This is a genomic window from Sphingobium phenoxybenzoativorans (genome assembly GCF_018286635.1).
Classification (GTDB): domain Bacteria; phylum Pseudomonadota; class Alphaproteobacteria; order Sphingomonadales; family Sphingomonadaceae; genus Sphingobium; species Sphingobium phenoxybenzoativorans.
Genome location: NZ_CP073910.1, coordinates 2,034,638 through 2,055,255, shown reverse-complemented (window position 1 = coordinate 2,055,255; position 20,618 = coordinate 2,034,638). Strand labels below are relative to the sequence as shown.

Below are 20,618 nucleotides of genomic sequence, written 5' to 3'. Positions count from 1 at the left end.
CGATGTCTTTCTTCAAGCGACGCGACCGATCCGAAAGCGATCCGCTCGCCGACAAGCCCGCCAGCTTCGGCCTCCACCGCTACCTCCAGGGTTCGGCCAACCTGTTCGAGGAGAACCGGCTGCTCAAATTCGCGATCGCCGGCATGTTCGGGGTCTCCGCGGTGCTCGGCACCCTGATCTACACGACCAACCAGAACCAGCGGACGGTGATCGTGCCGTTCGGGGCATCGGGCGACCTCTACGTCACCGGCAACGCGCCTTCGGCGGCGTACCTGCGTACCATGACCCGCAACGTGGTCAGCCTTTCGGGCACCTATTCTGCCTACAGCGCCGACAAGCAGTTCCAGGAACTGCTGAGCCTCGCGCATCCCAGCGCTTACAATGGCCTGCGCGACAGCCTTAACGCCATTCTCGACGAGCTCGCGAACAATCCGACGCTCTCGATTGCGACCTATATCAGGCCGGATCAGCCGGTCACCTGGACCTCGACCGACATTGTGGTGCCGGTCGAGAAGGTCCGCGTCATCGGCGGGGTCATCCGCAAGTTTCGCGGCAATCTCCACATCGGTTACGCCATCGACAATGGCCGCTTCTGGCTCACCCAACTCACCGAGGAAAAATTCGATGCCGAACTCCGGTAACGGACGCGCCCTGCGCGCGCTATCGGCGATGCTGCTCGCCACCGCAATCCTGACGCCGGTCCTGCCTGCCCGGGCGCAGGGGATCGTCGCCTATCCCGACCAGACCAGCACGGTTCGTCTCTCGAACCGCGACATCAACCATGTCGTCTGTGAGGGCGGCGAGATCGAGGATGTCAAGTTCTCAGCCGAGAAAGCGATCGCGGTCGAGAAGGCGGGTTCCGACGCCTGGATCAAGTTCCTGGTCAAGGAAACCGAGGATCTGGGCCAGACGACGCGCAGCTACGTCACCACCCCGTCGGAATTTTTCATCGCCTGCAACGGCGCGATCTACCCGCTTTATGCCGAGCCGTCCGACATCCCGGCGCAAACCGTGACGCTCACGCCGGGATCGATCCAGCGCGCCAAGGTCAACGCCGATCTCATGGGTCCGCTGGTCGAGGAAGACCGCGCCGTCTCGATCACGCTCGCCATGCTGCAGGACCGGGTTCCGGCAAGCTTCGCCGAAGTCGCACCGCGCGCCGGCAGGATCGTGCTTGCGGGACTTCCTGCGGCGATACTCACCGAACGGCGTCGCGTCTCGATCGAGGGCGCGGGGCTATCGGCCTCGGAATATCTGGTCGCCGCCAACGCCGATACCACGCTCGACGAGCGGACATTCCTCGACCGCAGCCTCGGCGCCAACGTGTTCGCGGTCTCGCTCGACCGATTGACGCTCAAGCCTGGCGAGACCGCGCGCCTCATCGTCATCCGCCGGGGAGAGGGACAATGAACAGCGACGACACACCCATGTCCGGCAAAGCCACGTCCGGCGAGAGCCGCCCGCTCGATGTACCTGCTGCGGAACTCGCCGACAGCCCTTACCGCACGCATCTGGCTGCCGAAGCGGCTGCCGACGAAGCCGGTGTCGACGGCATCCGTGGCGAGCGCGGCCCTGCGCCGCTTGCCTGGAAAGCGCGCTGGGACGCGCTCGGCTCGGGCGCGAAGCTCCGAATCAAGCAGGCGGCACTGGCCGGCGCGGTCGGCGTGCTAGGCTACGGCCTCTATTCGGCAAGCACCGGTAGCGAAAAGGGCAGCACGCCCGCACCCGCCGCCTCCAAGCTTGATATGGGCGCAGGCCTGCGCGGCGACAGCCTTGAGGAGAAGCTGCGCGGCGATTTCAAGAAGGTCATCGACGGCCAGCAGTTGCTCGGCGACCGCATCACCGCGATCGAGGAAGGCAAGGTCGTGCCCCACGGCGCCATGCCCAGCGGCGATGCTGCCGGAGCCGACAGCGGCGACCTGCCACCCGCGCTGCCGGGCAGTGCGCCGGCCTTCCCACCATCGCCGGGCGGTGCGCCTGGAGGCGTAGATACGGAACTGCCTTCGCCGCCGGTTCCGCCCGCACCGCCGGCCGCACCTCCCGCCCCACCGGTAGAAAAGGTCGTCGGCTCGATCGGCGGAGCAACCAGTCCGGTGCTGCCCAAGGATGCATCGGGAAATGGGCCGGATTCGAAAAAAAAGAATCGGACGATCTATTTGCCGCCTGGTTTCATGAAGGCGCGGCTGCTGACCGGGGTGGACGCGCTGGCGAGCCGGGACGCGACGTCGAACCCGGAACCGATCATCGCCCGCGTCCAGGCGCCCGCCGTGCTTCCCAATGACGTCAAGGCGAACCTGTCGGGCTGCTTCGTCGTCGGCAATGCGACGGGCAGCCTCGCCAAGGAGCGCGTCGAGATCCAGTTGGTCTCACTCTCCTGCGTCGATTTCGACGAGCATTCGGTGGTCGATCAGCCGGTCAAGGGCTTCTTCGTCGATGCCGATGGCAAGAAGGGCCTGTCGGGCAAGGTCGTCACCCGTGCCGGCGCCGCGCTCGCGCGCAGTTTCATCGCCGGCACCATCAGCGGGATCAGCCAGTCGGTCGAGAGCACCTTTGGCGAGACCTCGACTTCGGCATTGGGCACGGTGCGCACGCTGAACGCCGGCGATGCCGCCAAGACCGGGATCGCCGGCGGCCTATCCAAATCCTCGGACAAGCTGACCGACTTCTACCTCGATCTCGCCCGTCAGGCCGGCCCCATCGTCGAGGTCGGCGCGGCCAAGGAAGTGGTCGTCGTCATCCAGGAGGGCGTGACCCTCGAAATCAAGCCCAGCGCCGGAGCCAAGTTCTGATGCCCCGGCCCCACCCCAGTTTCGGAGAATCCGCCATGGAGCACCCGCCCGTCGTCCGGCCGCGCCTCAGCCGTCTGCTGCCGCTCACGCTCGTTGCGGCCGCGCTGCCGCTCGGCGGCTGTGCCACGGTCGGCTCGCTGATGTCACCCTATTCGGAGAAGTTCTCCTGCAAGAATAGCGATCACGGCCAGTGCATCCACCCTGAGAAGGCCTATGAGGATGCAGTTGCGGGCCGCAGCCCCCGCTCCGATCCTGCGGTCACGCGTGACAAGAAACTGCTGCGCGGAAGCAATGCGACAGCGGCCGACGCCACGACCGCGGCAACGCATGGCAAGGCCTATGGCACCTACCGCGACAGCGTCTATCGCGAGCTGCAAGGGCTGATAGACCAGCCCGTCACCCCGATGCTCAAGCCCAGCCAGGCCGTGCGCACCCTGATCCTCCCTTATGCAGACCGGCAGCGGCCCGACCGGCTCTATATGCCGCGCTACGTTTATTCGATTCTCGAGCGCCCGTCCTGGGTGGTCGGCGGCTATCTGGTCGAACCGGTATTGCCCGCCAGCCAACTTCCGGTGCTTGGCCAGCTGCGCGAAAAATCCGCCGACAGCATTGATCCGGCACCCGCACCTTTAGCGCCCTCGGTTGCAACACCACTGCCCCGCAAGGAGCCGCGCCGGTGAGCGCGCGGGCTCACGAGACCGGCGGGCTCAGCTTTGCCGCCTTGCGCCGGCATGTCGCGCGCGATTCCTATTCGGACCATCTGCCGCTGGTCGCCTGGGTCGAGCAGGAAGGCGCCTTCCTCACCATCGACGATGGCTGGGGCTATGCCTGGGAGCTGGTGCCCTCGGCCTATATGTTCGCACATGTTCACAGTGCCTTGCTTGGCCTTTTGAACATTCATTTTGAGCCGGGCTCAGTGCTCCAGATCATGAGTTTCGCCGATCCTTTGATCGACGATGCGCTCGATGCCTTTCTGGACCTCAAGACCCGCGATGATCCGCTGATCCAGGCCTCGGCGCGGAGGACCTACGAGTATCTGCGGCAAGGCCGCCACGGGCTGCGCGCACTCCACGGCATCCCGATCCGCAATTTCCGCACCATCCTTGCCGTCAAGACGCGGAAACCGCTGGGTCAGGATACGCGGCGACAGATCGAAGAGCAGCTCGCTAAGCTCGGGATCGTACCGCTGCCGCCGGAAGAGATGATGAGTTTTTACCGCCGCGTGTTCAACGGGGTATTCGAGGCCGCGCCCGGCAATTTCACGGGCGGCTCAAGCGATGGCAGCGAGCCCCGCCCCTTGCGCAAGCAGATCATCGATGCCGGTCCCAACCTGCTGTTCGAGGGTCCGGAAGTCTTTCTCGGCAATCAGGTTGCGCGCTGCCTCACGCCCAAGGCGCCGGCGCGGAGGATCAGCGCCGAGCGCGCCAATCGCCTGACCGGCGGCATGCGCGGCTCGTCCGAAGACAGCGACCAGATCGGCGGGCCGTTCCTTTACACCCTGAACGTCCTGTTCGATCATTCGGCTTTCGAGATCCACAAGCGCGCACAGATCCTCTCGGCGCAAAAGGCGGCAGGTTCCTTCGCGGTCGAAGTCGGCAAGCAGATTGAGGAGATCGGCTGGGTTCTCGACGAAGCGGGCAACAGCCGCTTCGTCCGGGTGATCCCGACGGTCTGGGTGTTCGGTCAGACCCGCGCCCAGGCGCGCGAGATGGCGGCGCGCGCCAAGCGGTTGTGGGAAGCGGAACCCCTACCCTTCATGATGCAGGAGGAAAGCTACCTCAATCCCGTGCTGCTGCCGATGAGCCTTCCGTTCGGGCTCTATCCCGACGGCAAGACGCTGCGCATGCTCGAGCGCGACTTTCGCATGCCGGTCAAGGCCGCGGTGCTGATGGCGCCGATCCAGACCGATTTTCGCGGCGGCGGGCGCCCGGCGCTGCTCTATACCGGCCGCAAGGGCCAGCTCATCACGCTCGATCTCTTCGACCCACGCATCAACAACTACAATTTCATCGTCTCGGCTGAGTCTGGTGCGGGCAAGAGCTTCCTCCTCAACAATCTCTGCCAGCAATATTACGCGTCCGGCGCGCTCATCCGCATCATCGATATCGGCGGCTCCTACCGCAAACTCTGCACACTGTGCTCGGGCCGCTATATTGACATCGGCGAGGAACGCCTCGTGCTCAACCCCTTCGACATGGGGTTCGCGCTCGACGGCGACGACCGCCAGTCGGCGATCGCCATGGCGGTCGCGATCGTCGCCGAGATGGCCAATGCCGCGACCCGCAAGGGGGTCTCGACCTCGGAATGGAACCTGCTCAAATCCGCCGTCCAGTGGACGATCGACTCGGGCCGTGCCGAGGACGGGATAGACGCAGTGCGCGACTGGCTCGGCGCCTATCCCGCCCAGACCACGAGCGACCTCGACCGGGTCGAGCATCTCGTGCCAGTCGCGCGCGAGCTGGCCTTCAACCTGCGCGATTTCGGGTCGGACGGCGCATATGGGCATTATTTCAACGGGCCGTCCACCCTCGATATTTCCAGCGACGAATTCGTGGTGCTCGAGCTCGAACGGCTCAAGAACATGCCCGACCTGTTCAACGTGGTCGTGATGGTGGTGGTGAATGCCGTCACCCAGGAGCTTTACCTCTCTGGGAGAGACCGCCCGCGCTTCGTGCTCTGCGACGAAGCCGCCCAGTTCATGACCCGCACCGACGGGCAGGATCTCTCGCGCCTCGCCGAAGCCTTCGGGCAAGGGTATCGCCGCGCGCGCAAATATCAGGGCAGCTTCGGCATCGTCATGCAGTCGATGAACGACCTGCTGCTGTTCGGCGGCACCGGCCAGGTCATCCTCGAAAACGCCGCGACCCGTTTCCTGCTGCAGGGCAGCACTTACGACAAGGCGGTCGAGAACAAGATCCTCGACTATTCGGGCTTCGTTCTCGAGCTGCTGAAATCGGTCCGCAACAACAAGCCCAACTATTCCGAAGTGTTCATCGATAGCCCGCTGGGCCTCGGCATCGCGCGGCTAGTGGTCGATCCCTTCAGCTACTGGATCAACACTTCTGCCCCCACCGAAGTCGCCGCCTTCGAGGCGCTGCTGCGCCTCGGTCGCTCGCCGCTCGAGGCGGTCTGCGAACTCGCCGGTGTCGATCCGGCGGAAATTCTCGGGGAGCGCGCACCGCTCCTCCTCGGCCAAGCCAACCGGGAGGCAGTGTGATGCGATTGAGGCCGACCCATCCCGACCAGATCGACCTCGACTGGAGCAAGGATCCCGAGATCGAGCGGATCATCGAGGCGCGCGTCGCGATCCGCGCCGAAGCCGCGGCGCTGCGCTGGCGGTTCCGGCTGATCATGATCGAGACGGTGCTGATGGCCAGCCTGGTCCTCGCGGCAGGCATCACGCTCAAGCAACCGGCAGAACTGGTGCTGCGCGGGGCTGTCATCGTCGGGGCTGCCTGCCTTGCCAGCGGATTGCTCCTGATCGTCCTGTCCGGGCTCACCGGGCGCCTCATCGCCCGCTATCGCCGCTGGAGGGGACAATGACCGGCCCGTCCTTGCTGAATGGCACGCATCGGCCGCAGGTCTGTTTATTCGCAGGTCGCCGCGCTGACGAGACGCTTCACGCCTTCCTGCTGCGCCGCCATCAGGAAATGGGTGACGAGATCACCGCGTTCGAGGCGATCACCGAACGGCAAGCTTCGATGCTCTGGGTCGAACGGGAGGCGCGCATCGCCCTCGTTCGCTTGCCATCCGCGTTTCGGCAAGCGCTTGGCCGCATCAGCAAATGGAGGCGGCGATGAGAGGCATCCTCTCCGCAGCGCCCGGCCCCTCGGCGATCCGCCTGATGGTCGGCACCCACCTCCTGCTGCTCATTCAGGCCGCGCTGGTGCTGTGGTCAGCGCCGCAGCTCGATGCCGTACTGCGCGTACTGGTGGCATTGGTGTTCATCCTGGCGGCGAGCGGCCTCGGCGCCGCGATCCACGGCCTGACGGACGATGAGCGCCAGAACTGGTGGAGGCGCCGCCATGGCCGCTGATCCCCGACCTCCGAGCCCCGATGATCGCCAGCAAGGCTGGGGCGTCGTGATTTTCCAGTCGGCATCGATCGCGTTGCTCCTTCTGGCCTCCGCCGTGGTCGCCGCCCGTGCCCATGCCGCGACCTCGACCATCGGGCGCACCTGGCCGATTGCTGAACCTGACGCGCTCGCCGAGATCGAAGCCCGGACAGCGCGGCTCCCGCCCGACATGCGCGAGAAATTCGGTCCACGTTCGTCGTGGTCGGCGATGAAATCGGCAAGTCTTGCGCCCGCGACGAAGAGCCAGACCCGCATCGCCGTCCCCTTCTACACGCTCGATACCGAGATCCGGCTGCCCAGCGGTGAACTGCTCTACCCCAAGGGCTACAGCTTCAATCCGCTCTCCTATGTGACGCTGCCGCAGCGGCTGGTGGTCGTCCACCCGCGCGATTTGGGCTGGGCACTGAAGACCGCGAGATTGACCGATTTCATCCTGCTGGCGGCGGGCAGCGCGCAGGACGACGATGCGATCACGCTGTCGGAGCGAACCGGTCGCCCGATCTTCATCCTCGAAGAGAGGATCAAGGAGCGGCTCAGCCTCACCGTGGCTCCTGTGATCATCGCCCAGGTCGGCCAAAAACTGGAACTTACCGAGGTCCGGTTGGATCGCTCACTCACGCGCAGCGCAGCGGGTGCATCGCCGACCAACCCGACATCATCGCGGAGGCACGGTCAATGACCCGGTTGTTCTCAAAGGCCCGGACGGTCGCGGCCGCCCTGTTGCTGGCAGGACTGGCTCCCGCAGCGCCTGCCCACGCCTCGTCCTGTCCGGCAGGCACCGTGTTCAATCCGATCACCAAGGTGCGGTGGAACTGCATTTTCCCGATCACCATCGGCGGGGTGCGGATCGGCAGCTTCGACAAGCTGTCGAAGGAACTCGACGCCCAGTCCTCTTCCAAGCCCCTATGCGCCTGCCGCAAGGGCGCGACTTTCTGGTTCGGGGTGAAGGTCAGCTTCTGGTCACCCAATCGCATGGTCGATGTCGTGACCGAGCCCGGCTGCATGATGGCGCTGGGGGCCGATCTCCTGCCCACCCATGGCAAGCTGCAGGGCAGCCAGAGTTCGATCTCTGACGGAACAAACACGCGCAAGATGTTCGCACAGATGCATTATTACATATCACCGGTCTGGAAGATGCTCGACATGTTCACTGACCTGCCCTGCCTCGAGGATGACGGTTTCGACGTCGCGCTGATCACCGAGGTGCTGCCGACCTGGCAGTCGGGCACGCTGGGCGCGATCATCCAGCCCGAGGGCATATTGTTCGGCAATCCCGCCGCCGGGCTTGCCTGCATGGCCGACAGTGCCGCTGCTGCCGCCGGCAAGGTCATCGATCCGCTGTTCTGGTGCATGGGGTCCTGGGGCGCGACCTATCCCATCGCCGGCGACATCCATTTCGACGACAGCGTCGAAGCATGGGCGGGCCTCGCCGCGCGCGGCACCTTCATGATGGGGCGGCTAGGTGCGCTCACCATTTCGTCGGCCGATGGCTGCTCGTTCAAGCCGCAGCCGATCTGGACCAAGTCTCGCTACAAGCTCCAGATCATGGAGCCCGTCAAGGGCGGCAAATGCGTCAATATCGGCCGTCCGGGCGCGCTCTGGTCAAGCGGCAAACACGCACCGGGCAAGGACAATGCCCAGTTCATGCTCTTCGAGAAGGTGATCTGCTGCGCCGGGATTCCGGTGCCATGACCCACGTCACCCCATTCATCCAAAATCGCCAACGTCTCGCGCAAGCCCCGGGTAAGCTATGGTCTGCCCGCCACAGCCAGCAAGGCTGCCAGGGTACGCGCGCGGCGGGAGCGGTGCCGCTCGCCCCCAGCGGCACCGCTCCAAACCCGGTCAGCACGGTCGTCAATCTCCCGGATGCGTTCCCCCTCTCAGACGCTCCGGCAAGGGTGATGGCCGTGCTGACCACCTTCGAACACCAGGCCATGTTCCGGATCATCAAGGGCGCCGATCGCGACAAGAACGGCGTGGTGCCGGGCGGAGACATTTTCCGCCTGCGCAAAGGGTCGCGCACCCACGCGCTTTGCGGGGTGACGTCATGAAGCCATCGATCATCGCCTTGACCAGCGCGGCGCTGTTGCTGCCCACGGCGCTGTTCGCGCAGACCGTCGAGGATCGCGCCCGGGCTGCGGCAATCGCCTCACGCGCCAAGACCAGCGACAGCGACACATTGCTCAATAACTATGTGACACCGGGGATGAGCGGGCAGTCGGTATCGACGGTCGATGGCAGCAAAAGCTTCACCCCGACCCTTGCCTGCCAGAAAACTGCGAACCTGCTCGAAGTGCTGATCCAGCCCTCGTCCACCGGCGATATCGGCCTGGTCCGGATTTCGCGTGACAAGGATCTTGACGGAACCTTCGACAGCAGCTCGACCCTGCCTGTGCCGGTATCGGGCATCTGCGCCAATGGCGTGATTTCCTGTGTGCCCGGCACCTGGAACCAGTGCCGCTCATTCCGCTGGGATTTGGATAGCGCGAAGGATCTCAAGCTGACCCAGGTCGACATGCCCGAACTCGCAGGCTGCTACTGCGTCAACGACAGCTGCGGCAGTAATCTGGTCTTCGGCAACCTTGCCTCCGTCCTGAAGGACCTGGGCGGCGGCATGGTCGGTGCGCTCACCACAGCCGACCCGCGCATCGGTGTCGCCGAGGCCCGGATCAACGGGCCCGTGATCGACTATGTCGGCGCGCAAACCACCGCCTGCACCGCGAGTCCCGCCATCGGCCAGACCAGCTATCGCAGCAATCCGGCGGCCATCCAGGGCGACGCCTTCGCACTGTCGTCGACCAATCGGGTGTTTCAGGCGCTCATCGCGTCACCTGCCGGAACGGGCAAAGCCCAGCAGCTGCGCGGTTGCACCATCACCCGCGAGGTGACGCTGAAGGAGATCAAGGTCGAGGACGTCATCGCCCGGACTGCCGGCGGCTATGCGACCATCGATGGCGGCGCGGGGATGGTCGATTTCCTGATGGGATCGCCCGCCGACAACAGCCTTAATGGCGGGTCCTGCACCCTGTTTGATTTTCGGATGACCCTCCATGTCGAGGATCCCGACCGGCTGAAGGCAGTCACCCTGCCCTTCTTCTTCGCCGATGACTGGGGGCAGGTCCGGGTCGATGGCGCGCTCGTCGCCTACGGCCCGGGGGCATGGACCGGTTCGGGCTATCCGCCTGGAAAATGCGAGCGCAAGCGCACCAGCTATTTTTCGCCGAACATCGATCTCAAACCCTACCTCACCAAGGGCGATCATGAAATCTGGCTGCGCGTCGCGGTCGGCAAAGGGGGCGAGGCGTTCGCGCAGGTCCACGCCGAGGTCGACACTAGCTGCAAGACCTCAGAGCGCATCGTGGATCTCTGCTCGGGCTATGGTGCCGATCCCAAATGCCATCTGTCCGAGGAACAGGTCGATGGCGTCCAGACTGTCCGGAGCGGTGTGGTGACGGGCCTCAGACCGCTACCACAGACGCGGCTGTTCGGCACGGCAAGCTGCACGCTCTCGCTCAGCCGCGATTTCTTCGAGCGCGACCGTACCTATGCCTGTACCACCGACAGCGCGGCGCTCCCCGAACCCGATCTCAGCCGCGGCGCCTATATCATCGACCATTCGACCGAGACGCTGCTCGCCGACCGGCAAAAGGCGAAGGACGGCAGCATATCGACCTCGGCGCGGAGCTTTTCGCTGCCCGCGCAAGGCGCGGTGCCCGCTTGCGAGCCGATCTGCAAAACCCGCGCGCCCAAGGCCAACACCGCCGCTGCGCCCGATGGCGTGGTCGCAAACCGGCAGAACACGCCCTCAGGCTATGACACCTTCTACCACAGCTGCGACGCCGCCAATGTCTGCCCCGCAGGCCCCGGTGAGGAGATCGTCTCGGCCTGCGGCTGCCTCGACGATTTTCCCGAAGCGGTGGTGATGATGCAGACCGTCCGGCTCGCCGGCGCCGACATGACTTGCACGAGTGCCGTACCATGAAGCGCCGGTCTTCTCCCCTCGCCTCCACTTTCGCCCCCAATCTCGCGATCGCCCTTGCCTTGTTTTTAGGCACAGCCTTTGTCGGCGTGTCACCGGCCCATGCCGAGCAGATCTGCGCCGCCGATTTGAACGGCAATGGCGATGCCGCCGACGCCGGCGAGACCGGCAGTTGCACGGCAATGGAGAATAATAGCTGGCAGTGCCCGATCCAGGCTGTGGCCTGCACGGTCACGGCTCCCGGAGCCTATGCCTGCCCGCTGGGCGCGCAATATCCTTGCGAAGTCCCCGCCTCGGGCGGCGCGCCGACCTGCTCGCCCAATGCCTGTCAGGATACCGGTGCCGCGCCCGTCACTGAGGAACCGCCAATGGGTGATCCCGGCGTGCCCGCCGATGGCGTCGTCGATGCCGATGGCAATTGCACGGCCAATATCGAGATATTCTCGGGCCGCGCGGTGCGCTGCCGCCCGCCCGGGCTTCTCAACACCTTCAGCAATTGCTGCAAGGACAAGGGCAAGATCGTCAAGGACGGAATGGGCTCGTCGCTCGGCTCGATCGGCACCAAGATCGCCGTCGCCAAGGGCGTGTTCACCGGCATGAAGGCCGCCTACACGGCCTTCAAGGCCGGTGCGACCGCGAGCCAGGCGGCAAGCGCCGGCGCCAATGCGATGATTGTCGGGATCGACCCGACCTCGATCGCGATCAGCCTCGCCGTCAATTTCATGATCGAGGTGCTCCTCCAGGGCTGCGACCAGGAGGATATGGAAACCGGCATGCTGCGCGGCTCGGGCATGTGCCACGAGGTCGGAACCTATTGCACCTCGAAGATACTCGGCATCTGCATTCAGAAAGCCAAGGGCCATTGTTGCTTCAACACCAAGCTCGGCCGCATCATCCAGGAGCAGGGCCGCCCGCAGCTGAAGAGCTTCAACGGCCTGGGCTGGGGTACACCCAAGAAACCCTATTGCCGCGGATTTACGCCGGAAGAATTCCAGGCGCTCGATTTCTCCAAAATGGACCTTTCCGAATATTACGCGGAGATCGAGGCCCGCACCCAGAGCCAAATCCAGATCGACATGAAGGACAGGATCGATGCCTACATGCAGGCCGTCGGCAAGTAACGCCGTGCGTGCTGGGCGCACTCTGCTGATGCTTGGCATTGCGCTCGGGTGCGCCAATGCCGCTGTCGCGCAGGGCAACGCCCCGCCGCAGCAAGCCACCCCGCACAGTGCTACGAGGCAGCAGGGCGATGCCGCGATGGAGCGGCTGAAGGACGCGGTTGCCCGGCAGAAGGCGGAAACGCCGATAGGCCCGACTGCGCTTCCGGAGTTACCCGAGGCCGAGCGCCGCCGCGCATTCGAGGGTTTGCGCAAGCATGCCCCCTCGCCCGCCATGGACGCGCGTGCGCGCGCCGCTCTCGAGACTGGCAAGGACGCCTTTGCCGCCCAGCGCGAAGCAATGGGCAAGCGCATCGCCCAAGCACTCGGCCTCGAAGCAACCGATATGGCAGCGGGTGAAGCCGGCGCGCCCAAGGTGGCCAATGCCTGGGTGCCGGTGCTGTTCGTCTCCTCCTCTATGCCAGTGACGACACTCCGCACCTATGCTGTCCAGCTCGAGAAGGTCGGTGGCGTCATGGCGTTTCGCGGGATGCCGGGCGGGCTTGCCAGGGTTGGACCGATGGCGAAGCTCTCGGCTGAGGTGTTGCGGCTCGATCCCGGCTGCGAAGGCCCGGCCTGCGCCATGCGCAATGTCCAGTTGATCGTCGATCCACTGGTGTTCCGCCAGCACGGGGTAAAAGCGGTTCCCGCACTCGCCATGATTCCGGGCGATCCCACTCAGCCCTATTGCGAGCGGGACGATGCCAGCCCTCTTGCCGCCCATGTGGTCTACGGCGACGCGGCCCTCTCAGGGCTTCTCGAAGAATATGCCCGTCTGGGCGGAAAGCAGGAGGTGGAGGGTGTTCAAGGTCGCCTTCAGGGCCGCTAGGGCGGCCTGGCCCGAGATCAGGCTGCTCCCGCTGCGTGCAGCGGTTGCACTCGGAAGTTCGGGACTCGGACAGCCGGTCCGCCCGGCGCAGCTGTGGAAAGCCTATGTCATCGTGCTGCCCATCGGCCTCGCGACGCTCTGGGCGATCCCGCAGCTGACCTGGGTGATGAGCCCTTCGATCGATGCGGTGGCAGTGCGCGCAAGTGCCGGCCCTATCCGCAAGGGGGACTATGTCATGTTCCTGCTCTCGCACCCGCTTGCAGGGCCGAAGCCCGTCAACGTCACCAAGCAGGCGCTGTGCATGTCCGGCGAGCGGATCGACATGATCGAGAAGCCCTCGATGATACCGGGCGCCCCAAACGGGCGGTACGACGGCTGGTATTATTGCAATGGGCGCCTGCTCAATGTGTCGAAGCCTTTCGGGCGGAATGGCATGAAGCTCGATCACTGGCAGCCGAAACTCGGAACGATCCCCCAAGGCTCTATCTTCGTCGGCTCGCACCATCCCGACGGGTTCGACAGCCGTTACTACGGCCCCGTCGCAATCAAGCGGCTCAAGCGTATGGAGAAAGTGCTGTGATCCGTCTCGCCAATCCCCGCGCTGCCACCATGGCCCTGTCACTGGCTCTGGCCATACCGGTGCCGGTCAGCGCGCAGGTGAGTACACCGTTCGCCGCGCCGATCAAGCAAGGCTATTGGTGGTACGCGCCGCAGCCAAAGGCCACCAAACCGGAGCAGCCCGATCCCGATGCGCTGGTGAGGCCTGTGATCCCGCCGATGGCTGAACTTGCGGGCTGGACGCCGCCCAAAATTCGCAAGCTGATCGAGCAGCAGCGCGACTATGCGGCCACCGTCCTCACCGTCGATGCGGTGGCGGACTTCTGGCGGTTGCAGGATTTTGCCCGAAGGAAAGCGCGCGCCTTTGCCGGGGTCACCCAGATCGCGATGCTGCAGCACCCCGAACTCAATTCCAAATCCGCCAATCCGATGGTCGGCGACGCGCGCGCGGAGCTTACCGCCTACAAGGACCAGGTTCGCCGCTCCTATCTGCGCGCCCATGCCCAGGAATTCGCGCTGGTGATGTTTTCGCGTTCGACCTGCGGCTATTGCCGGGTGCAGTGGCCGATCGTGCAGCGTTTCCAGGACGAGATGGGCTGGCAGGTGACGCTGATGGACATCGACCGGCGCCCGGAGCTGGGACAACGCTTCGGGGTCGAAGTCACGCCGACCACCATGCTCATCCGACGGGGTAGTCAGCAGCGCATGGTGATCGCCGCCGGCGTCGAGACCTACCCCAATCTCGCCCAGATGGCCTATCAGGCGGTGCGGCTGCTCTCCGGCGATATCCGTCCCGAGCAGTTCATGACCGGGGCGGGCGAAGAAGACGGGTTCTTCGATGCGCTCGCCAATGGCCCGGTCTCGGCCAGCGATCCGCGCGCGCAGGCACGTGAAATGCTGGGCGGCGATCTCGTCGATCTACCCGCAGGGCCGAAATGATGCGCCGGTCGGACTATCTCGCACTTGTCGCACTGGCTTGCGCCGTTGCTGGTCCCACGGACTCGGCTCTGGCGCGACCGGTAACCCGAGAAGAGGCGATGCGGGCCGCTATTCATCCGGTTGCGAGCGTTGCCGATATGAACGCCTGGCTGGCGCGCGTGCCGGTGACCCGCGACTTTCCGCCCGATTTTGCCGCCGCCCTGCGCGGTCAGGCCCCTGCCTTCCTCATCGAGATCAGCACGGCGCCGGGATGCGTCCCTTGCGCGGATATGTGGAACAAGCTCGGCGCACTGAGTCGCCAATATGGCTGGAAGGTGCGAACCATCGGCAGCGAGGAGGCGATGATCCGCTCGGGTCGGCTCGCCCTGCCATGGGTCGGGCATCCAGTCGCCTGGGTTCGACCGGTGGGCGATCCGAACCGAATTATACCGATCGCGATCGGTACCGATCATGCGCCCAACCTCGCGCGCAATGCCTATTTGGCAAGCAAAATGCTGACCGGCGTGCGCGCGGCCGTTGGCGTGCGCGCTCTGTCCAAATTTACCGGGATCGTCGGCATCGCGCCGCGTCCGGCAACTACCCCCCGAAGGAACTGATCATGGCGGGCCAGTTCCTCCCCCAACCCCAACACATGCAAGGAAGCCCGCCATGGCCAAGTCAGCCACACGCCTGAGCATCTCCGCCCTCGCCCTTCTCGCTGCCTGCGGGACGACCGTTCCAGCCCATGCGCAGAGCTGGGCGGAGAGCTGGTTCGACAATGTCACCTACACCTCGCCCGGCAGCTTCGAGGATCAGACCCGCGGCTATGTGACAGCCGGCGGCATGTCGGGCCGGGTCGATGTCCATAACGATTACCTCATGTCGCTCAGTCTCCCCAAGGTGAAGGCGGGCTGCGGCGGCATCGACATGTTCCTGGGCGGAATGTCGTTCCTCGACCCCGACTATCTCGTCCAGAAACTCGAAAGCATCCTCCAGGCCGCGCCCGCCGTCGCCTTCCAGTATCTCCTCGAAACCCTCGACGAGAAGATGGGCAACATCATCTCGAAGATGGAAGCCGCCACCAATTTCCTGAATTCGATCCAGGTCAATGACTGCCGCCTCGCCAACCGCATGGTCCAGATCGCCAAGGGCGATGACAACATGTCGGGCATCATCGAGGAGATGACCGGCTACAAGTCGGTCAAGGAAGGTTTCGCCAAGAGCTACCAGCAATCCCGCGAGAAGATCCAGGCCAACCAGAACAACCCGACCGAGGATCTGAAGGACGCGCTGGCCAATTGTCCGGCGGAAGTCACCGACATCTTCCGCACCGGCTCGCTGCTCGCCCATGCCGCGACCCGCGTCGGCGCGGGTGACTGGGCGAGCGTCATGCGAGCCCGGGTCGGCGACGTCTACATGCGCTGGGACGCGACCGACAAGGTGCCGCTCTTCTCGGCGATCCCCGCCTGCCCGCGCCAGGATACCGAAAGCCCGGACGATTTCCTGACCGGCAAGGTCCAGCGCCGCGCGCTCAATATCCCGGCAACCGGCGCCGACTGTTCGACCGACACTGGCAAGGGCGCGCTCGAACTGGCACGTATCCGCATGCAGGCGATCACGACCAAGATCCGCACCCGCACGGCGCTGTCCACCGACGAGCGCCAGTTCGTCGCCAACGTCCGCACACTACCCGTTTACCGGATGCTCGAATGGGGCGTGCGTCAGGGCGTGCCCGATTCGGTCATCGCCGATACCGACGAACTGGTCGCACTGACACTAGCCTACCAGATGCTTAACGACCTGACGCGCTCGATCGACTTTGCCATCGGCAATGCCGAGCGCGGCGCGAGCGCGGCGGGGGCAGCGGATGCGGCCAACACCAATGTCTGCCAGACCCGCATCCTGACCAAGGGCATCGAGCAGCTGCGAGAGCTGCGCGAGGAGGTGCTCCGCCAGCGCGCGCAGATGCGCCAAAGCTACATGGCGGCCCTCAATGCCGCCAATCTCTCGGCCAACTATGCCGGGCTCATCCGCCAGCGCGACCGCGACGCGCGCGATGCCAGCGGCACCGCTGCCGCCCCCAACCGCTGACATCGCCGAACTCGGGAAATCATACCATGCGTCTCGCACTTCGCGCCTTCGCCGCCCTGTTGTTCGGCCTCGCCGCCTCGCCGGCGCTGGCGGTCGATACCAGCTTCTATACCTATGACGGTTTCGCCGAGACGGTCGATGCCTTTCGCCTCGTCTCGATGATCTTCGCCGATCCGCGCTACGAGACGCTGGTGATGATCATCGCGGTGGTCGGCATTGCGCTCGGCTCGGTGATCGCCAGCGTGCGCGGACAGGGCATGGGGCTGGTCGCGTTCGGTTTGCAGATCCTGGTCGGCGTTGGCCTGTTCGTCGGGCTTGTCGCCACGACCGGAACGGTCCACGTCTATGACCGCGTACGTAACGCCTATCAGCCGGTCGGTGACGTGCCGAACCTGCTGGTGCTTGTCGCCGGCATCACGAACTTGATGGAACGCTCGCTCGCCGAAGTCATCGACGACAACACGCTCGATCCCAATGCCAAGCTGGAATTTGGCGCAGGCGGCCACAGCTTCGATCTGTTCCTCAATGCTGTCTCTCCGCGCGGACCAATGACCGACAGCTTCCTCGACACCACGATCAAGGACTATGTCCGGCAATGCTATCCGGTCGCGCGCGTATCGCCTGCTTACGGCGTCGATGACGACCAGCTGTTCCGCACCGCGACCGACCTGCCCGCGTCATTCGCCGCGATGGCGGGCCCCGCGACCTTCAGTACCGTCTATACCGCCGCCGACAAAGGCGGCACGACGGTGAGCTGCACCGAGGCCTGGGATCACATCCAGTCACGGCTCTCCGATCCTACACTGTTCGACGCTTACGCGACCCAGGTCTGCCAGCGCACCGGCTACGATGTCGCCAACGCGTCCCAGCTCGCGCGCTGCCGATCGCGGCTTGGCGACATGGGGCAGATGATGATGGGAACGCCATTGTCGCTGCAGGCGTTCATGACCGATATTTTGCTCGGCAATACGGTGGGCGACGTCCTGTTCGAGGACAGCCCCGCCACGGCTGCGCGGGTCATGGCCAACCGCGCCATCGTCTCGAACGGGCTTGCGACCATGTCGGTCGCCAATGAATGGATGCCGACAATCCGTGCGACCGTGTTCGGTATCATGCTGTTCATGATACCGATCGCGCTGCTGTTCATTCTCACCCCGATCAATCTGCGCGTAGCCAGTTTTGCGCTCGGCCTCTTCGTCTTCGTGGCGATGTGGGGCGTGATCGATGCGGGCATCTATCAGCTGACATTGGGCCGCGCGATGGAAGTCCTTGCTGAGATGCGCTCGAACGCGGTTGCCGCCAATGCCTGGATGCTCGCACCTTCCTCGGCGATGAAGGCGCTCGCCATTTTCGGCAGCTTCCGCACGGCGGCGGCCGGCCTTGCCGGCGCATTCGTCTTCACCGTGTTCCGCTTCTCGGGCAATGTGTTCTCGAGCTTCACCGGCGGCGCGCTGCAGGCGCAAGGTCTGGGTAGCGCCGCCGCCGCGCCGCTCACCACACGCGAAGGCTATGCCTCGGCGCTCGAAACCCAGGCTTCGGCTGCGGGCACAATGGCACGGCGGGGCGCGACCTCGAACTTCGGAGATTTTGGCGAGAGGTCATCATTCGGCGCCAATCGCACCTTTGGTGGGGCATCGGGTGTTCTGGGCGAGCATGGCGGCGGGGTGCCCGGCACCCCCGCCTTCGGCATGGGCGGCCTCGATGCGCAACGCGAACTCGGCGGACTGTCCCCTGCCCTCACAGGCCGCAATCTCAATGATCCTGCGACGGCAAGGGCGGTGCGGGCTAATGCGACGACTTCGGCGATCCATAATTTTGCCGAGAAGGATGCACTGCGCAGCCTTGGCACCAGCTATTTTGGCGGAGGCCAAGCTGGAGAGAAGGCCTTCGCATCGTTTGCGCAGAACATGGTGCAGTGGAAGGCGTTCGGGGATGAGCGCGCATACTCGATGATGCTCCAGGGCGCGGCACGACATTTTGAGCGGAGTGGTTATTCTCCCAAGGATGCCGAGCTGAAAGCTTCGGGCGTAATCGGCGAAGCGGGCGCCGACCCGACGTTCGCCAAGCTCATCGCCAACAGCTACGATCAGGAGGCAATGCTGCGCAATGATCTGACCGGCGCGCAGGTTCAGGTCGGCGCGATGGAGGGTCGCCGCGAATATTCGGGCGACCGTGTTGCCGAGACCGAACGCCGCAATGTCGCGACCGAGCAGGCCTGGCGCACCGGCAGCAATCAGGGGCAGCGCAACGCGGCCGGAATGCTTGGGCTATCACTCGACGAAACCAGTCGCCGGGTCTCCTTCATCAACGCACTGTCGGGTGAGGCGCGATCTTCCGCCATCAGCCAGCTCTCCCGTGCAACCGGCCGTAATGAGGCACAGGTCATGCACGCCCTCGAAACCTACAACGCGGCAACCCAGCTCGGCACCGCCGATGGCGCAACCGCCGAAGCCGGGCGCGAAGGCACCAGTGTCTATGGACGGACGCGCGAGGCTGCAGGCTATGACTTCGCCGAACGCTCGGGCAAGCTCGATGCCCAGCGCGAAGTGGGCACGAGCGGCACGCGCAGTGCAGCCCGCATCGGCGAGCAACGCCGCCAGAGTGAGAACTTCGGTTTTGCCGAGGGTGCAGCCGCGGCTGGGGTCTCGACCCGCGAGGCCGCGCGGCTCGACAGCTTCATCCAGGCGCTCAGCCGCACCACCGGCAACCAGGTCGATATGGCCGAGGGCGGTGCCGGCGGGATCGCCGACCGCGCCCGCAATGAGCGCCTGACGCGGATCGTCGAGAATGAACGCCTGACGCGCATGCAAAAGCTGCTCGGCGACCATGGCATCAATCTCAGCAAGCGTCAGATTGCGATGGACCAGAACGGCGACTTTAACCTCAACCTTACCCCCGAAACCGCCGCGCAGATGTGGCGTGGGGGCCTCATCAACGAAAGCCAGCTCGGCGCTGTCGCCAATGGCGGCTCTGCGCGGCTAAGCTTCGCACACAATGATATGCTGGTATCGAGCAGCACCAGTTCGCAGCGTTCTGCGCGAAACGATACCAGTACGCGGTTCGAGGCTGGTAAACAGGCTGGGCCTGACACGGTCGAGCACTTCCTGGGCGGCGGCGCGGAAGGTCAGGCCGCCATGGCCAACTGGCTCCAGGGTGGGTTCGAGATGGATCGGCAGGGCCAATGGCGGCTCAAGCCACAGGTGGCCGACACGCTGCAACGCGATGTCCAGGCGATAATGGCGCAGACCGGATGGACGCGGAATATCGAAAGATCGGCCCAGGATCAAACGTCGATGGGAACTGATGTAGGTCTTTCGGTATCCGCATCCGCCAGTCGCACCGGTTCCGCCAAGACCGGAAACGATAGCCACAAGCCTTCAGGTAGCTCTGTTGCTGGTGGCGCTTCCGGAAACCTCGGCTTCCAGAGCACAGACCGTGGGATCACCACGGAATCTGCCAGTGCCAGCGTTGATATCGTGAACTATGACGTGCGTGGGGCTATTGCTGCAGCCGAGCGCGCGGCCGCTCGGTCGGACACTCCGGCGAGCGCCTTTTCGCAAGAGCTGAGCAAGCAGGTGCTTGGTCCGAATGGACTGCGCAACCGCTACCTCGAGCAGGCAGATTCGGGCCGCGGGACCGCCGACGTCACTGGGCCACTCACCTCGATCGAACAGTCGTCCGTCCTGCGGAGCGGGACTTTTTCAACCGACCTCGAACATGGCCCTCAGGATGGTGATCCGAGCTTCAAGGAACGCCGCGACAAGTGATCGCCGTTAGCGGTGCCGATGAAAATGCTGCCAATGCAAGCCTGAACGGGGATCGAGCGGATCGGAGGCAGGATCGCGCATGCCGCCTACCGAGCGCTTCGGAAACATTTGCTCGTGCGTCGGCTCGACGAACTCCCAGTCGCTCCACTCGAACCATGCGCGCGCAAAGCCGAGGCCGAGCACCATCAATGCCAGCGGCGGAAAGAATGCGACGTTGAGGAAACCAGCCAAGGCACTGGTGTAGAATTCTGCGAGCACCGGAATTTTGAGCGATGCCGCCATGCCCATCCAGTAGACCGGGATCGCGATCCACCAGAGCTTCGCGAACATCGGGCGCCACAACCAATCGGATGCGCGCGGACGTTCATTCGCATGCGCAGCCGCTTCAGACATGGCATCTACTGGGTCGACTGTGGGTTCCACGATCAGCTCCTTTCCGATCGCGAAAGTAGCAT

The 20,618-nt window shown here is 64.6% G+C and carries 20 protein-coding genes; 19 read left to right on the top strand and 1 reads right to left on the bottom strand.

What is annotated here, in order from left to right; translation table 11 throughout:
* Positions 1–2 precede the first annotated feature (2 nt).
* Genes KFK14_RS09990 through KFK14_RS09900 form a run of 19 tightly spaced genes read left to right on the top strand, consistent with a single transcriptional unit; the run spans position 3 to position 20,163 of the window.
* Positions 3–641, top strand: a complete 639-nt coding sequence (locus tag KFK14_RS09990; protein ID WP_066766948.1) for a TraE/TraK family type IV conjugative transfer system protein — start codon at positions 3–5, stop codon at positions 639–641.
* Positions 625–1,410 carry a type-F conjugative transfer system secretin TraK gene (locus KFK14_RS09985; RefSeq protein WP_066766945.1) on the top strand — a complete coding sequence of 262 codons (786 nt, stop codon included), beginning with the start codon at positions 625–627 and terminating at the stop codon, positions 1,408–1,410. Before KFK14_RS09990 ends, KFK14_RS09985 begins: the two co-directional genes overlap by 17 nt.
* Positions 1,407–2,789 carry a TraB/VirB10 family protein gene (locus KFK14_RS09980; RefSeq protein WP_246524983.1) on the top strand — a complete coding sequence of 461 codons (1,383 nt, stop codon included), beginning with the start codon at positions 1,407–1,409 and terminating at the stop codon, positions 2,787–2,789. The genes KFK14_RS09985 and KFK14_RS09980 overlap by 4 nt, the downstream gene beginning before the upstream one ends.
* Before the next feature lie 35 nt (positions 2,790–2,824).
* Entirely contained in the window at positions 2,825–3,469 is a 645-nt protein-coding gene (locus KFK14_RS09975; RefSeq protein WP_066768237.1) for a TraV family lipoprotein, read from the top strand.
* Positions 3,466–6,006 (top strand): TraC family protein, encoded by a 2,541-nt coding sequence (locus tag KFK14_RS09970; RefSeq protein ID WP_066768225.1) that lies wholly within the window; start codon positions 3,466–3,468, stop codon positions 6,004–6,006. The genes KFK14_RS09975 and KFK14_RS09970 overlap by 4 nt, the downstream gene beginning before the upstream one ends.
* Entirely contained in the window at positions 6,006–6,332 is a 327-nt protein-coding gene (locus KFK14_RS09965) for a hypothetical protein (RefSeq protein ID WP_066768222.1), read from the top strand. Before KFK14_RS09970 ends, KFK14_RS09965 begins: the two co-directional genes overlap by 1 nt.
* Entirely contained in the window at positions 6,329–6,589 is a 261-nt protein-coding gene (locus KFK14_RS09960; protein WP_066768220.1) for a hypothetical protein, read from the top strand. The genes KFK14_RS09965 and KFK14_RS09960 overlap by 4 nt, the downstream gene beginning before the upstream one ends.
* Entirely contained in the window at positions 6,586–6,825 is a 240-nt protein-coding gene (locus KFK14_RS09955; RefSeq protein ID WP_066768215.1) for a hypothetical protein, read from the top strand. The genes KFK14_RS09960 and KFK14_RS09955 overlap by 4 nt, the downstream gene beginning before the upstream one ends.
* Complete coding sequence (locus tag KFK14_RS09950) at positions 6,815–7,543, top strand: conjugal transfer protein TraW (protein ID WP_066768213.1); 729 nt, start codon at positions 6,815–6,817, stop codon at positions 7,541–7,543. The genes KFK14_RS09955 and KFK14_RS09950 overlap by 11 nt, the downstream gene beginning before the upstream one ends.
* The gene (locus KFK14_RS09945; RefSeq protein WP_066768210.1) at positions 7,540–8,556 is read left to right on the top strand and encodes a TraU family protein; all 1,017 of its coding nucleotides are present in this window, start codon (positions 7,540–7,542) and stop codon (positions 8,554–8,556) included. Before KFK14_RS09950 ends, KFK14_RS09945 begins: the two co-directional genes overlap by 4 nt.
* Positions 8,553–8,915 carry a hypothetical protein gene (locus KFK14_RS09940; protein ID WP_156448118.1) on the top strand — a complete coding sequence of 121 codons (363 nt, stop codon included), beginning with the start codon at positions 8,553–8,555 and terminating at the stop codon, positions 8,913–8,915. The genes KFK14_RS09945 and KFK14_RS09940 overlap by 4 nt, the downstream gene beginning before the upstream one ends.
* Positions 8,912–10,846, top strand: a complete 1,935-nt coding sequence (locus tag KFK14_RS09935; protein ID WP_212610685.1) for a hypothetical protein — start codon at positions 8,912–8,914, stop codon at positions 10,844–10,846. Before KFK14_RS09940 ends, KFK14_RS09935 begins: the two co-directional genes overlap by 4 nt.
* Positions 10,843–11,964, top strand: a complete 1,122-nt coding sequence (traN, locus tag KFK14_RS09930; RefSeq protein ID WP_082733563.1) for a conjugal transfer protein TraN — start codon at positions 10,843–10,845, stop codon at positions 11,962–11,964. The genes KFK14_RS09935 and traN overlap by 4 nt, the downstream gene beginning before the upstream one ends.
* A complete protein-coding gene (locus KFK14_RS09925; RefSeq protein ID WP_066768206.1) occupies positions 11,936–12,829 on the top strand; it encodes a type-F conjugative transfer system pilin assembly protein TrbC in 894 nt (297 codons plus the stop codon). The genes traN and KFK14_RS09925 overlap by 29 nt, the downstream gene beginning before the upstream one ends.
* On the top strand, positions 12,801–13,409 hold the full coding sequence (locus tag KFK14_RS09920; protein WP_156448117.1) for a S26 family signal peptidase: 609 nt from the start codon (positions 12,801–12,803) through the stop codon (positions 13,407–13,409). The genes KFK14_RS09925 and KFK14_RS09920 overlap by 29 nt, the downstream gene beginning before the upstream one ends.
* 29 nt (positions 13,410–13,438) lie before the next feature.
* Positions 13,439–14,326 carry a conjugal transfer protein TraF gene (locus tag KFK14_RS09915; RefSeq protein WP_066768233.1) on the top strand — a complete coding sequence of 296 codons (888 nt, stop codon included), beginning with the start codon at positions 13,439–13,441 and terminating at the stop codon, positions 14,324–14,326.
* Positions 14,326–14,922, top strand: coding sequence for a hypothetical protein (locus tag KFK14_RS09910; protein WP_066768202.1), 597 nt, complete (start codon positions 14,326–14,328; stop codon positions 14,920–14,922). The genes KFK14_RS09915 and KFK14_RS09910 overlap by 1 nt, the downstream gene beginning before the upstream one ends.
* A 52-nt stretch (positions 14,923–14,974) precedes the next feature.
* Positions 14,975–16,396 (top strand): conjugal transfer protein TraH, encoded by a 1,422-nt coding sequence (locus KFK14_RS09905; RefSeq protein WP_066768200.1) that lies wholly within the window; start codon positions 14,975–14,977, stop codon positions 16,394–16,396.
* 26 nt (positions 16,397–16,422) lie between these two features.
* A complete protein-coding gene (locus KFK14_RS09900; RefSeq protein ID WP_066768199.1) occupies positions 16,423–20,163 on the top strand; it encodes a conjugal transfer protein TraG N-terminal domain-containing protein in 3,741 nt (1,246 codons plus the stop codon).
* A gap of 6 nt (positions 20,164–20,169) precedes the next feature.
* Here the strand turns inward: KFK14_RS09900 and KFK14_RS09895 are convergent, their stop codons facing one another.
* Positions 20,170–20,586 carry a hypothetical protein gene (locus KFK14_RS09895; RefSeq protein ID WP_156448116.1) on the bottom strand — a complete coding sequence of 139 codons (417 nt, stop codon included), beginning with the start codon at positions 20,584–20,586 and terminating at the stop codon, positions 20,170–20,172.
* Between the last annotated feature and the right edge of the window lie 32 nt (positions 20,587–20,618).